The organism is Neobacillus drentensis (assembly GCF_036966985.1).
Classification (GTDB): Bacteria; Bacillota; Bacilli; order Bacillales; family Cytobacillaceae; genus Neobacillus; species Neobacillus drentensis_E.
In genome coordinates, this window is the sequence record NZ_JBALSN010000076.1 from 1 (window position 1) to 14,085 (window position 14,085).

At 41.9% G+C, this 14,085-nt stretch carries 11 protein-coding genes; 1 reads left to right on the forward strand and 10 read right to left on the reverse strand.

Translation table 11 applies throughout. The features are described from left to right. Positions 1-97 precede the first annotated feature (97 nt). From aceA to V7659_RS05595, 8 genes are all read right to left on the reverse strand, one after another. Positions 98-1,381 carry an isocitrate lyase gene (gene aceA, locus V7659_RS05560; protein WP_335538670.1) on the reverse strand — a complete coding sequence of 428 codons (1,284 nt, stop codon included), beginning with the start codon at positions 1,379-1,381 and terminating at the stop codon, positions 98-100. A 44-nt stretch (positions 1,382-1,425) separates the two neighbouring features. Continuing rightward, entirely contained in the window at positions 1,426-3,018 is a 1,593-nt protein-coding gene (aceB, locus tag V7659_RS05565) for a malate synthase A (protein ID WP_335538672.1), read from the reverse strand. Between the two features lie 166 nt (positions 3,019-3,184). Continuing rightward, positions 3,185-3,826, reverse strand: coding sequence for an NAD(P)-binding protein (locus V7659_RS05570; RefSeq protein WP_335538674.1), 642 nt, complete (start codon positions 3,824-3,826; stop codon positions 3,185-3,187). Next, entirely contained in the window at positions 3,827-5,275 is a 1,449-nt protein-coding gene (gene cobA, locus V7659_RS05575; protein ID WP_335538675.1) for a uroporphyrinogen-III C-methyltransferase, read from the reverse strand. It lies immediately after the preceding gene. A 26-nt stretch (positions 5,276-5,301) separates the two neighbouring features. Then, positions 5,302-5,622: a nitrite reductase small subunit NirD gene (gene nirD / locus V7659_RS05580; protein WP_335538676.1), complete on the reverse strand. Its 321-nt coding sequence runs from the start codon at positions 5,620-5,622 to the stop codon at positions 5,302-5,304. Between the two features lie 6 nt (positions 5,623-5,628). Then, complete coding sequence (gene nirB / locus V7659_RS05585) at positions 5,629-8,043, reverse strand: nitrite reductase large subunit NirB (RefSeq protein WP_335538678.1); 2,415 nt, start codon at positions 8,041-8,043, stop codon at positions 5,629-5,631. A 198-nt stretch (positions 8,044-8,241) separates the two neighbouring features. Further along, complete coding sequence (locus tag V7659_RS05590) at positions 8,242-9,228, reverse strand: hypothetical protein (protein ID WP_335538680.1); 987 nt, start codon at positions 9,226-9,228, stop codon at positions 8,242-8,244. Positions 9,229-9,251: 23 nt separating this feature from the next. Then, positions 9,252-9,479 (reverse strand): hypothetical protein, encoded by a 228-nt coding sequence (locus V7659_RS05595; RefSeq protein ID WP_335538682.1) that lies wholly within the window; start codon positions 9,477-9,479, stop codon positions 9,252-9,254. A gap of 254 nt (positions 9,480-9,733) precedes the next feature. Here V7659_RS05595 and V7659_RS05600 point away from each other — a divergent pair, with 254 nt between their 5' ends. Then, positions 9,734-10,450 (forward strand): hypothetical protein, encoded by a 717-nt coding sequence (locus V7659_RS05600; protein WP_335538683.1) that lies wholly within the window; start codon positions 9,734-9,736, stop codon positions 10,448-10,450. A 309-nt stretch (positions 10,451-10,759) separates the two neighbouring features. On the opposite strand, the gene pruA is transcribed toward V7659_RS05600, so the two are convergent. After that, the gene (gene pruA, locus V7659_RS05605) at positions 10,760-12,307 is read right to left on the reverse strand and encodes an L-glutamate gamma-semialdehyde dehydrogenase (protein WP_335538685.1); all 1,548 of its coding nucleotides are present in this window, start codon (positions 12,305-12,307) and stop codon (positions 10,760-10,762) included. A 616-nt stretch (positions 12,308-12,923) separates the two neighbouring features. Then, positions 12,924-14,081, reverse strand: a complete 1,158-nt coding sequence (locus V7659_RS05610) for a CamS family sex pheromone protein (protein ID WP_335538687.1) — start codon at positions 14,079-14,081, stop codon at positions 12,924-12,926. Positions 14,082-14,085: the final 4 nt, after the last annotated feature.

Sequence of the window (14,085 nt, forward strand, 5' to 3'; positions counted from 1 at the left end):
ATCCGAGAGTAAGCCCGCCTCCTTCCCAATTTGCCAAACCCCACACTATCCCCCCATCAAAAATCCTTCCCCCCAAAATGGAGAGAAGGATCCACTCTTAGTTTTTGCCCGTAAACTGTTCGGCTTCAGTTGAGCCTTTTAATGCAGTTGTTGATGAAGTCCCGCCTGTAATAACCATGGAAACTTGGTCAAAGTAACCTGTACCTACCTCACGTTGGTGACGTGTGGCCGTGTAGCCGTATTTTTCGCTGTCAAATTCAGCTTGCTGCAGTTCGGAGTATGCTGCCATGCCGCGTTCTTTATAGCCGCGGGCCAACTCAAACATGCCATGGTTTAGAGCATGGAAGCCAGCGAGAGTAACGAACTGGAACTTGTAGCCCATTTTGCCAAGTTCTACTTGGAATTTCGCAATCGTTTCTTGATCGAGTTTCTTTTTCCAGTTGAAGGATGGTGAACAGTTATATGCCAGAAGCTTACCTGGGAACTGTTCATGAATGGCTTCTGCAAATTGTCTTGCTTCCTCAAGATTCGGCTCTGATGTTTCGCACCAAACAAGATCTGCATATGGCGCATAAGCCAGCCCGCGGGAGATCGCTTGGTCAATCCCCGCTTTCACACGAAAGAAACCTTCGCCTGTACGTTCACCCGTAATAAACGGTGCATCATTCATGTCAATATCACTGGTAATTAAGTCAGCTGCGTTAGCGTCTGTCCGCGCTACTAGTACAGTTGGGACACCCATAACATCAGCAGCGAGACGAGCAGCAATCAGGTTGCGAACCGCTGTTTGTGTTGGCAGCAATACCTTCCCGCCTAAGTGACCACATTTTTTCTCGGAAGAAAGCTGGTCTTCAAAGTGGACGCCGGATGCACCTGCTTCAATCATGCCTTTCATTAATTCGAAACAGTTTAATTGACCGCCAAAGCCAGCCTCTGCATCAGCGACAATCGGGGCAAACCAATCGACAGAGTGATCGCCTTCCGCATGATGGATTTGATCTGCACGCTGCAAGGCTTGGTTAATCTTTTTTACCACATTTGGTACACTGTTCGCTGGGTATAAGCTTTGGTCAGGGTACATGTGTCCGGACAGATTGGCATCAGCTGCTACCTGCCAGCCGCTTAAGTAGATGGCTTTTAGCCCTGCTTTTACTTGCTGGACCGCCTGATTACCGGTTAACGCACCTAGGGCATTTACATAGTCTTCCTCATTTAATAGCTTCCAAAGTTTTTCAGACCCTTTCCGAGCCAATGTATGTTCAATATCTATCGACCCGCGAAGTTTGATAACATCCTCGGCAGTGTATGGTCTCGTAATCCCTTTCCAACGGCTATCCATTTCCCAGCTTTCTTGTAATTGCGTAACTCTTAAATTTGTCATTTTCTATTCCTCCTATTAATCTATTAAGTATTTTTTATTAAAAACTAGATAAGTTCATATCCCGGCAGAGTTAAAAACTCCGCAAACTCCTCATTCAGAATCAACCGATCAAACAATTCAACAGCTTCATCGAATCGGCCGCCCTCAAATGCTGGTTCACCCATTTCCTGTTTAATTTTTTTCAATTCCTCCAGCTTATATTGCTCATACATTTCCACCGTGACTTTCCGTCCGTCGTTCAGAATCCCTTTGGGGTGGCGAATCCACTGCCACAGCTGGGCCCGTGAAATCTCAGCAGTTGCTGCATCCTCCATCAAGTTGTGAATCGGGGCGGCGCCATTGCCTCTTAGCCACGAAGCTACATATTGAATCCCGACATTGATGTTCAAACGAACGCCCTCTTCCGTAATTGTCCCACCTGGTGACTCAAGCAAATCTTGAGCGGTCACAGTAATCTTCTGTTGTTTGCTCGTATGGATTTGGTTGGCAACCGGCATTTCACGGTTGAATACCTCCAGAGCAACCGGGACCAGACCTGGATGTGCTACCCATGTTCCATCATGACCGTCACGGGCTTCACGCTCTTTATCAGCGCGCACTTTAGCAAAGGCTTCTTCATTCGCAGCCGGGTTATTGCGAATTGGAATTTGGGCAGCCATTCCGCCAATCGCGGGTGCCTTGCGGCGATGACAGGTTTGAATCGTTAGTAACGAATACGAACGCATAAACGGAACGGTCATCGTTACCTGTGAGCGATCGGGTAAAATAACATCCTTTTGTTGACGCAGCTTTTTCAAGTAACTGAAGATATAATCCCATCTTCCGCAATTCAATCCTGCGGAGTGGTCTTTTAGCTCAAATAAAATCTCATTCATTTCAAAGGCGCCCATGATGGTTTCAAGTAAAACGGTCGCTTTAATGGTTCCATTCGGAATCCCCAGTTTCTCTTGCGTAAAGACAAATACATCATTCCAAAGCCTTGCTTCCAAGTGACTTTCAAGCTTTGGCAGGTAAAAATACGGACCTGTTCCCCTCGCAAGTAGTTGGTTCACGTTATGGAAAAAGTACATTCCAAAATCAAAGAAACTTCCTGAAATAGGTTTGCTATCTAGCAAAATATGCTTTTCTTCTAAATGCAGGCCGCGTGGTCTCACAAACAGCACCGCTGTCTCGTCCTTTAGTTCATACTTCTTGCCATTGGCATTTTCAAAAGATATCGTCCGATTTACTGCATCTCTTAAGTTGATTTGTCCTTCGACGATGTTTTCCCAGGTTGGTGAAGTGGCGTCCTCGCAATCAGCCATAAATACTTTGGCGCCCGAGTTCAAAGCGTTGATTACCATTTTCCGTTCGGTTGGTCCGGTAATTTCAACCCGCCGATCTTGGAGATCATCAGGCAAAGGAGCAATCGTCCAGTCCCCGTTCCGTATATGTTTCGTCTCCAGAAGGAAATCAGGCAATGTTCCATTATTTATTTCCGCTTGGCGTTTTGACCTGTACTGTAACAGTTCTACTCTTCTTCCGCCAAACTTTCGCTCCAACTCTTCAATAAAACTTAATGCCTCATCTGTTAGGATCTCTTCGTATTGGGCTTTCATTGCCCCTACCACTTCAATTCCTGTTGTTTGCGTCGACATGAACTACATCACCTCTTTGTTATAATACAGAAACAATCTACGTTTTGTATTATATAACACACTTTTTAAAAATGGAACTACTTTTCTGAAATTTTTATAAAAATAGGTAAAAACTACCTGACCCTGGATTAATGTCCATAAAAAAAGAATGTCCTCAGACATCCTTTTAGTTGCTATTATGCGTTTCTTTACAAATCGATTCATATAGTTGGATAAAATCCTCTTCGCGATGATCACTAGTTAAGAACTCCTGGCTCACAATGGATTTTAATAGTTTTCTCTTCAAGGTTGGATTTGCTACTTCCCTCAGGATCCATTTTCGTTTCGAAGCAAGAAAGTCAAGATAGCCCTCATAGGAATCATCAAACTGCTGCTCTAACTGCTCGCGAATTTGACTCGCCAGGGTTGGGCTCGCACCGCCTGTTGAAATAGCAATGCTTAAAGACCCGCGTTGAACGTGTGCGGGGACATGAAAATTAGAGCCATCTGGATCATCTACAACTGTTACTAGTTGGCGGGCACCTGCTGATTCTTGAATCAACTGATTGATTTCACGACTATTTGTCGCCGCAAAAATCAGGAAGGCATCGGCAATGTCGCTGCCCGTGAAAGACTTTTGTTTCCAAATGATTCTTCCCTCACAACTAAGCCTTCTGATTTCATCTGTTGCTTCCGGGCTCACAACGACGACATTCGCACCACTTTCTAACAGTCCATTTACCTTCCGTTCGGCTACTTTTCCGCCTCCTACCACAACCACGATTTTCCCATCTAATCTTAGGATCACTGGATAGCCTGATTTCACCATTTACACTTCCTCAACTGGTCTTGCCGCTAAAAATTCAACCAAAGCTTCCTTCGTTGGATTTGCAGGGAAGCCATGTGAAGGAAGGCCCGCACTGACAGCGGCATCTTCCGTTTGTTTACCCATGCTGACCACCTGCAGCCCTTCCAACAATTCAATGGCATTCAAATCACACTCACTTAATGCATTCACAAAGCACTCAACCGAGGCACTGCTTGGGAATATCATCGTGTTCAACTTTGCTTCATCTAACATTCTTTTAAAAAGAGGCAGAAACTGATGGTCTAGTTCTTTCTTGCTGGTCACTAAGATGTCCGCTCCATCCATCTCTTTTTTCAAAATGCTATCATCTCCGACAATAAGTAAAGCCCCAGACTCCTCCATCACATCTGCATATGCCGCAATAAAGCCACGCTTCTTAAGTGCGTTTATTGATTTACGTGAGGCTCCAAAGAAGTCAGCACGAATCGTTCGAATATCAACTCCATGCTCGAACACCGCTGTAAAAAATTCACCCACACTTTCTGGTGAGGTAAAAAGAATTTTTTCGTAAGAAGCCACCTTGGTTAAATCAATCGGCAGCACGGTTTTTTTCCATTTTGGAAACTCTATTACATCAGCTCCGTCATCGGTTAATGCTTTTGCTAATTCACTAGAGCCTTCACTCGTACGGGCCAACAGAATTTGCCGACCATACAGGGGCAATTTTTCAAACCAACTGATTTTATCACGGAGGGATATCACCTTACCTACGAGAATAATCGACGGATTGCTAAACTTAGCCTCCACGACCTTTTCAGAAATATCGGCCAGCGTCCCTTGTAATGTTTTTTGGCGGCCAAACGTACCCCATTGAATCAAAATTACAGGAGTTGAGGCCGGTTTCCCGTATGTGATGAGATTTTCGCAAATAAACGGTAAATTGCTGACCCCCATATAAAATGCGATGGTATCTACACCACGGGACAGGCCTTCCCAGTCGAGAACTGGTTTGCCCTCCTTCGATTTATCATGGGCGGTGACGACTGCAAATGATTCAGCATACTCGCGATGGGTAACAGGAATGCCTGCATAAAGAGGAGCCGCGATCCCCGATGAAATACCTGGAACGATTTCAAATGGAATTTGATGTTTGGCCAGGGCTTCTGCTTCTTCACCAACTCTGCCAAACACGCCAGGGTCTCCGCCTTTTAAGCGGACCACCCGCTTACCTTCCAGCGCCTTCTCTACCAATAGTTCATTAATATTTCCTTGGCGTATAATATGGCGATTGGGTAATTTACCGCAGTAAATCAGTTCGCAATCCGCTGGAGCAAACTCCAATAGTTTTGGGTTTGCTAGCCGGTCATATAAAATAACTTCTGCTTGTTTAATGGCTTCCAAACCTTTTACGGTAATTAATCGAACGTCCCCTGGTCCTGCTCCCACTAAAAATACTTTTCCTGACTTCATCCAGCAGCAATCCTTCCCATTCCTTCTTATCTAACAATAAACACGATATCGTCCTCTAATTCTACCTTAAATGTCCGTACTTGACCTTCATCCGGTGCCTGTACTTTACCATCTTTTAAAGAAATTTTCCAATCATAAACAGGGCAATATACATATTCACCGCTAACAAGGCCTTCTGAAAGAACACCGCCTTTTGGATGTGGACTGCGATTTCCGATCGCATAAACTTCTCCGCTCGTTACTTTAAAAAGTGCGATATCGGTGTCATCGATTTTAAGCGAATAACCTGACCGAACTTTTATATTTGAATAGTTTGCTACTGGAATCCGAGTTATTGTTTGAAGCATTTGGAATCACTCCCCTACCTTGATTGTATGATTTGCATAGTATTTATCTTTGATTTCTTCACTTTGAATCGCTTCATTCCAAGGCTCGATATACTTTTTCAATGTCTTATCCATGCGCTCGTTTAAGGCCTTTCGCGTTTCCTCGTTAGCAAGCACTTCTCTCACATGGTCCAAGCCGACGCGTTCTACCCATTTAGACGTACGCTCCAAATAATTGGCTGTTTCACGGTAGTATTGCAGGTAGGCACCGGTCATCTCCATCACTTCGTCTTGTGTTTTCACTGTACATAAGAGGTCACCGGCACGGAGATCAACCCCGCCGTTACCAGCCACATAAATCTCCCAGCCGCCATCAATACCGACAAAGCCAATGTCTTTAATGCCTGCTTCGGAACAGTTACGCGGACAGGCAGATACGCCCATTTTGACTTTATGCGGTGTATCGAGGCGTTCAAATTTCTTTTCTAATTCAATTCCAAGGGCCATAGAATCTTGTGTGCCATAGCGGCAGAATTGTGCACCAACACAAGTTTTCACCGTACGAAGTGTTTTTCCATAGGCATAACCAGATGGCATATCTAACTCTTCCCACATGGCAGGAAGGTCTTCTTTTTTCACCCCAAACAAGCCAATTCGCTGTCCGCCAGTTAATTTCACGAGCGGTACCTCATACTTTTCAGCAATCTCAGCAATTTTTTTCAAATCAGCTGCTGTGGTTACCCCGCCATACATCCTTGGAACAACAGAGTAAGTTCCATCTTTTTGGATATTAGCATGCATTTTTTCATTGACGAGACGAGAGTCACGATCATCTTTGTATTCATCCATATGAATCATACCAAGGTAGTAGTTAATGGCTGGTCGGCATTTGGTACAACCTTCCTCATTGTTCCATTCCAGTACGTTCATGACTTCTTTCACACTTGTTAAGCCTTTTTCTTTGATTTCGGCCACTACTTCATCACGGCTTAAAGTTGTACATCCGCATAGGCTTGTCTTTTGTGCAGCTGCTTCATCAAATTGGTCTCCAAGTGTGTGAGCGAGAATACTGCTAACCATTGGTTTACAACGGCCGCAAGAGCGTCCGGCATTCGTACAATGGCTCACTTGGTCTAAAGTGGTTAACCCCTGTGTTTTAATCGCTTCAACGATGGCGCCTTTTGTGACTCCATTACATCCGCAGACTAATTCATCATTCGGCATGGAAGCCACATCGCCATTGCCGCCTTCTGCACTGCATTCTGTATGGAAAATTGACACTCCGCTGATGTCTTCTTTTTTAGTCAGCATCCGATATAATCTAGTACTATCTTTTGTGTCACCATAGAGGACAATCCCTACGATCAGGTTGTTTCTAGTTAACACTCGTTTATAGAGACCTTCGTACTCATTGTAGATCATGATCGATTTTGTCGTGCCATCTTCAAAGATTTCTCCTGCAGAGAAAAGATCAACGCCCGCAACCTTTAACTGGGTACCTGTAACAGATCCTTCATACGGGCTCGTTTCTATACCGCAAATGCGGCTCGCAAGGATTTTCCCTTGTTCATATAAAGGTGCAACCAAACCATAAACAATTTCCCGATGCTCCGCACATTCTCCGACTGCGTACACATGTGGGACACTCGTTTCCATAAAGTCATTGACGACAATGCCGCGATTCACATAGATTCCGCTGTTTTTAGCGACTTCTGTATTCGAGTTAATCCCAATGGCCATGACAATCAGGTCGGCTTCCACTTGTGAGCCATCTTTAAAGCGGAGTCCGGTTACCCGTTCGTCACCGAGAATTTCCACCGTTTCTTTTTCCATTAAGAAATTCTTCCCTTGTGCTTCGAGTTCCGCTTTAAGGAGTGAGGAAGCAACTGGGTCCAACTGGCGCTCCATCAGATGCGGCATGAGATGAACGACGTCAACTGTCATCCCCAAGTTCAGCAAGCCTCTGGCAGCTTCTAGTCCGAGGAGTCCACCACCGATGACGACAGCCTTTTTAAATTGTTGCGCTGATTTGATCATCATTTCACAATCTTGGATATCACGAAATCCTGTCACACCCTGTTTATCTGCACCTGGAATTGGCAGGATGAAAGAATTCGAACCCGTAGCAATAATCAAATCATCATACTCGACTTCACGGCCAAGATTACTAGCAACTCGTTTAGTTTCCACATCAATGTTCACAATGGATTCGCCAGTAAATAATTGAATATTATTTTCTTTATACCAATCTAGTGGATTAATAATGATATCTTCAAAGTTTGTATCTCCTTGAAGGATATTTGATAGTTTGATCCGATTGTAGTTTGGATACGGCTCATGGCCAAAAATTGTGATCTCCAATGGCTCAGCTGATACTTTTAGAATCTCCTCAATTGTTCTAACTCCTGCCATCCCGTTTCCGATCATTACTAGTTTTTTCATTATTGGATCACTCCTTATATGTTAAATCAATATTATTTAAGATTATTAAGGTTTTCTTTATAGTTAAATTGTAAATGCTAGCGCCGATAAAAATTGTGAAGTTCATCACATTCTAATTATTTTTGTGAATGGTTTCACATATTTGTCATAGTTATTGCGAACACAAAAAAACTAGCACACAATGTATGCTAGTTTTTCCTAAACTATCTTTTTTTCTGTTTTTTGTAATAGAAATGGTTGGACCCATAAATTAATAGCTGGGGTAAGCACCCCAATGACTGCGACCGGTACAAATTCCCATATTTCCAGCGGCGGTGTGATGAGGATACCTGAAATATGAATCAGATACAAAGCGAGAAAGTAAGCGAGGCTGCCTACAAGACCTGCCACTCGAGTGTCTTTTTTAATTAATAAATAGCCTAACGGAATGAATAATAGCGTAATGGGAACATAGGAGGTTGGATAGCCAACAGCGGCAAAAACTGCTTTTCCACCAAATCGTAATAAGAGATAAAGTGCCGTTGCCATGACGGGGATCATATAATCCCGGCAAAAGCGAATGATTAGAATTGTTAGGGCAGCGACCATAAGGATGGAATATATCGGATATACCCATTCTGGAATGCCGCCAAAAATCTGTGAGGCGGGGTCTGAGATTAATTCAAGGATTTCTTTTGAAGCAATCGACTTTCCATGAATGTATTGGTCATAGGAAATTGCTCCGTTTTCCTGCTGCATATTTGGAAACATCAAGCATTCAAGAAGATACATTGCAAACCACGTATGAAGAGACTTCCATGACGGTTGAATTTCTTTCGTATGGATAAAGTACCCCCGCCATACACCAATAATCATCATAGTGGTACCGATATAATATATAAAATGGGTCGGACTCCAGGTTGTTAAATCAATACCATAGGCAATATGGTAAGTAAAATCTAAGGGAATTCCAATGAGGAATAAGACATATCCAATTGTAATAAGATTTCTAGAAAACCGGTCCATATAGTGTGGACGCCGCCATTCTTGAATTAATAAAAAGGCCCCTAAGATAAATCCGATCGTATTGACAATATGGGGAATCGAATATTCCTCAAATAAATATTTAAAATGGTAAGAAGCATCCCACGCAGACCCAATGAATTTTAATAGGAAGGCAAGTACCCACAAACGGTAATATTTCAACGATAACATCTCCCCTCTTTCACTCATCCAAGCAGGTCGAATATATCCCCAAAGATGGCGATGAGAATATAATTGATGGCTAAAGCAATCGCAAACGTTATTCCCGCGGTTCGAACAGGCTTCTGTCGAAATAATTTATAAATAAATACTATCCCTGCTGTGACAACAAAAATATTACAGATTAAAAAGGTCCATAGTAAACTTTCACTATGTTCGACGGTTGTGACGTGTAGTAGATATAATGGAATCAATTCTATAATCCCCCATACTTTACTTCCTTTTGCCTATTCCTATATTATCATTTTTTCTATGCTAGGGAACTTATTAATTACATAAAATTCTTGCAATGGTTGAATTAGGTAATGTATTTTATAGAAAGTAAGTTTGCCTATGAATGGAGGAATTCCCACTGAAAAAATCCATAGTCGTTATGTCTCTTTTATACATGATGCTTTTATCTGCTTGTAATCCAATTAGAGTCCCGAAGTCGGGGATGGACCATGAGATGAGTACTACCCCTACGGATGTCATCCCTACAAAGTCCGAATGGAAGATCGAGGATCATCCGAACGCTAACAAGGAAATCCCCATTTCAATCTTAATTAAGGATGATTCAAATAAACCGATTCAATCGTTTGATACGGTTCATGAGAAAAAAATGCATCTATTTATTTTTAGTAAGGATTTAGCTTATTTTTCTCACATCCATCCAAATTATAAGGGGAAAGGCGAATTTGCTTTTACCACAAAGTTCCCTGCCGGCGGAGATTATATGCTTCTCTCTGAATTTACTCCTCAGGGTGGAGGGGACCCTAGTATAGAAAGCCACTGGGTTCAAATTGAAGGAAAGACCGCTAAGAAGCAACCCCTCGTCCCAGATCAGAAACTGACCAAAGTCGTGGATGGAAAAAAAGTGACCCTCTCCTTTGAACATTTAATGGCAGGAATGACTGTTCACATGAATTTTACGATTAGCGACGCTGCCAGCAATCAACCAATTAAAAATCTACAGCCTTATCTAGGAGCCATGGGACATGCCGTTGCGATAAGTGATGATGTGGAAAAATATTTGCACATCCATCCGATGACAACGGAAGGAAATGGTCCTAAGGTAACCTTTATGACTGTGTTTCCTGAAAAAGGAATCTATAAGGTGTGGGGCCAATTTCAGCAGGATGGGAAAGTATTTACCGTTCCATTTGTGATAGATGTAGAAAAGTAATAAAAAATCCCTTCTCCGTATTATAAGAGTCAATTTTGAAATGCCTTTCTGAAATTTATTGCCGTGATGACCAAACCCCTCCAGAAAGCCAAAGAAAGTGGTCTTCATTATGACGATGATGACCATATCCCTTCAGAAAACCAAAGGAAGTGGTCTTCATTATGACGATGATAACCATATCCCTTCAGAAAACCAAAGAAACTGGTCTTCATTAAGCATATAATGACCAAATCCTTTTGATGCACTTAATAAAAACCACCTGAAAACAGAACCCCTTCTCGTGCTCGAGAAGGGGCTTTACTTTTATTATTAATACATTTCAGAAGTAGTTTTTGCCTGCATATGAAGCAGTAAGTAGTCAGGACCGCCTGCTTTGGAGTCAGTTCCTGACATATTAAAGCCGCCAAATGGCTGATAGCCAACAATCGCTCCAGTACAAGAACGGTTGAAGTAAAGATTTCCAACATGGAAGTCTTCACGAGCTTGCTCTAGGTGTTCACGATTAGTCGTGATTACAGCACCAGTTAAGCCGTACTCTGTGTTGTTGGCAATTTCAATAGCATGAGTGAAATCTTTCGCTTTTGTAAATCCAACTACTGGACCAAAGATTTCTTCTTGCATAATGCGGGCATCTGGTGCAAGATCTGCAATAATAGTTGGTTTGATGAAGTAACCTTTCGAATTATCTCCTTCTCCGCCAGCCATTAACTTACCTTCTTGCTTGCCGATTTCAACGTATTCCATGATTTTTTTGAACGCATTATTGTCGTTCACTGGCCCCATGAAAGTTCCTTGATCTGTTGGATCACCAACTGTTAATTGGTTCGTTAATTCAACAACACGGTTCAAGACGGTATCATAAACATCCTCAACAATGACTGCACGTGAACATGCTGAACATTTTTGACCTGAGAAACCAAATGCACCGGCAACGATTGATTGTGCTGCAAGCTCAAGGTCTGCTTCACTATCAACGACGATCGTATCTTTACCGCCCATTTCAGCGATTAAACGCTTCATCCATACTTGACCTGGGTTCACTTTTGAAGAACGTTCGAAAATGCGAAGTCCAACATCACGTGAACCAGTAAAGCTGATAAAGCGAGTATCTTTGTGATCAACTAAATAATCGCCTACTTCAGCACCACTGCCTGGTACAAAGTTTAAGACGCCTTTAGGAAGACCTGCCTCTTCCATAACTTCCACAAACTTCGCTGCAACAACTGGTGTAGTAGAAGCTGGTTTTAATAGAACAGTGTTCCCAGATACAATCGCTGCAACTGTCGTACCAGCCATAATCGCTAATGGGAAGTTCCAAGGTGAAATGATAATTCCAACACCTAGTGGAATATAATTGTATCGGTTAAATTCGTTTGGACGGCTATTTACTGGCACACCATCTTTAAGGGCGAGCATTTGGCGTCCATAATATTCAAGGAAGTCAATCGCTTCTGCTGTATCTGCATCTGCTTCTCTCCATGGCTTACCAGCTTCTTTTGTTAAAAGAGCAGAAAACTCATGCTTGCGGCGGCGAATGATTGTCGCTGCTTTAAAAAGTACATCTGCGCGAACTTCCGCTTTTGTTTTTTTCCAAGTTTTAAATGCTTCAACGGCTGCTTGCATAGCTTTTTCAGCAAGTTCTTGGCTTGCTTTTGACACGCGGCCAATGATTTCTTCCGTATTGGAAGGATTATAGGAAACAATTTTATCTTCAGTTTTAATTCTTTCTCCGCCAATAACTAGATCGTAATCCTGACCTAAATAACTTTCAACTGTTTCTAATCCTTTTAGATAGGCCTGACGGTTTTCCTCAATTGTAAAATCTGTAAAGGGTTCGTGTTTGTAAGGTTGGACCATTTCTTAAACCTCCTATGTATTAAAAACGTTTACAATCCACTTTTCATTCTAACATGTTTCATTTCTTTGTAGCAATTGATAGTCAATTCTAAAAAATAGAAGGGTTTCTATTCTATAAAAGGTAGTCGAATTCTCTTTTTTAGTGAATTTTTCTCAAATTTTGTTGTTTTTCCATGTACATCCCCTTCTACTTACTCTGAAATCGTAAAGAAATATATTCTATCGGCGAATTATTTGGTTCAATCAGCGAATTTCTGTATTCAATCGGCGAATATTTAGGTTTAATCAGCGAATTTCCATGTTCAATCGGCGAATCGAAATAAGGGCCTAGATTAGAACATAAATTGAGATCTAGCTAAACAAATCAAATCAGATGTAGTGAAGCCCATCCCTGACTTTTTTATGAATTAATCAAACGATTGGTTAGTTTATTTAACTTTTTATTAATTACCCAGATTTATCATAGCCTCAACACGATTTAACCAATCGTTTGATTAGTTTTCCCATCTTCCTAAAAAATCAGATGTACCATGGCCTCATGTACATTTAATCAATCGTTTGATTAGTTTTTTCATCCATGCTTGCATATAAAAAAGACCCAGCATAATGCTGGATCTTATTGATAAATATGGACAAATGGTTCGGTTTCATTCGCCTTGCGGACGATCAAGGCCTCAGGTCCGTCTACAGAAGTAACACTTACCGAAACGGATAAATACTTTGGAAAATGTTCCATAACAAGTCCTGTTACATATTGCGTAAACCCAATCCCTTCCGTTTTTCCATAGAATTGAATGGGGATATTAATATTCAAATCCTGCAGTTGATCCCCGATATAAAAGGCTCTGCCGATTACACCATTATAATTAGGAAAGTACTCTTCCACATCCTGCTTAAAGTTTAAAAATGCGGTCAAATCATCACGGTGTGCATCCTTTGCAGCAGTGGAAGGAAAAAGAAAGTACTTTTCATCTACCTTTTCCCAGCTGTTTAAGGCCGCACTGCCTTCGTCCACAGTGGCATAGCTTATGAAGTTACCAGGAACAACGGATGATTTACTTGCCTGTTCAAACAGAGCAATCGTAATCGGAACATTCTTTAAGCTTTTCATGTTCCTCATGCGCTTCACTACTTCTGTTGCAATTTTCTTTCCTTCCCTGACCAATTCTGAATGAGGGATTTTTTGCTCAAAGGTATCTCCGTCTGCAGTTTTTTTATAGTAATAAACAGAATTTAAAGCAAGGCCAATCGTAACACCGCCGAGCGATACATTCCCTTTATCATTTTTTATTAAATAGTCGTGCTCTAAGATATGAGCTAAATAAATCGGCGAACTCGGTTCACCCTTTTTACCAGTATCCACAGGATTTAAGCCGATGTTGTCAGCCTCTTTTAGTCCTTCATCCTTTAGTTGCCCTTTGGTAAATTTCCGGTTTAGCCAAAGTCTGATGGTCTTTTCCTTGATTTCCTGTCCTTCACGAAACAAATATTTTTCGGTATCAAACGAATTTTGGGCAATTCGCATTAACCCCATTTCAAACTCGTTTAAGTCATACCTTGTATTAATATTATTAACAACCAATCCGCGTGCTTCCCCTGGTTCAAATGGCAATATCGTCCGATAATAGCTGTCCGAAATATTATACTTTGGAATAATTGCCTTCCCTTCCACTTTCTCCTTTGTTTGCACCGTTTCATTTTGCTTCTCAAAATTTGGTGCACAGGCACTCAGCAAAAAGACAAGGGAGAGAGCGAGCAATGAGAGTTTTCTCACGTCG

Coding starts and splice junctions, on each gene's coding strand:
- pruA (WP_335538685.1), bottom strand. CDS start 12,307: ATGGTCCAACCTTACAAACACGAACCCTTTACAGATTTTACAATTGAG.
- V7659_RS05570 (WP_335538674.1), bottom strand. CDS start 3,826: ATGGTGAAATCAGGCTATCCAGTGATCCTAAGATTAGATGGGAAAATC.
- V7659_RS05600 (WP_335538683.1), top strand. CDS start 9,734: ATGAGTACTACCCCTACGGATGTCATCCCTACAAAGTCCGAATGGAAG.
- aceB (WP_335538672.1), bottom strand. CDS start 3,018: ATGTCGACGCAAACAACAGGAATTGAAGTGGTAGGGGCAATGAAAGCC.
- aceA (WP_335538670.1), bottom strand. CDS start 1,381: ATGACAAATTTAAGAGTTACGCAATTACAAGAAAGCTGGGAAATGGAT.
- nirD (WP_335538676.1), bottom strand. CDS start 5,622: ATGCTTCAAACAATAACTCGGATTCCAGTAGCAAACTATTCAAATATA.
- cobA (WP_335538675.1), bottom strand. CDS start 5,275: ATGAAGTCAGGAAAAGTATTTTTAGTGGGAGCAGGACCAGGGGACGTT.
- nirB (WP_335538678.1), bottom strand. CDS start 8,043: ATGAAAAAACTAGTAATGATCGGAAACGGGATGGCAGGAGTTAGAACA.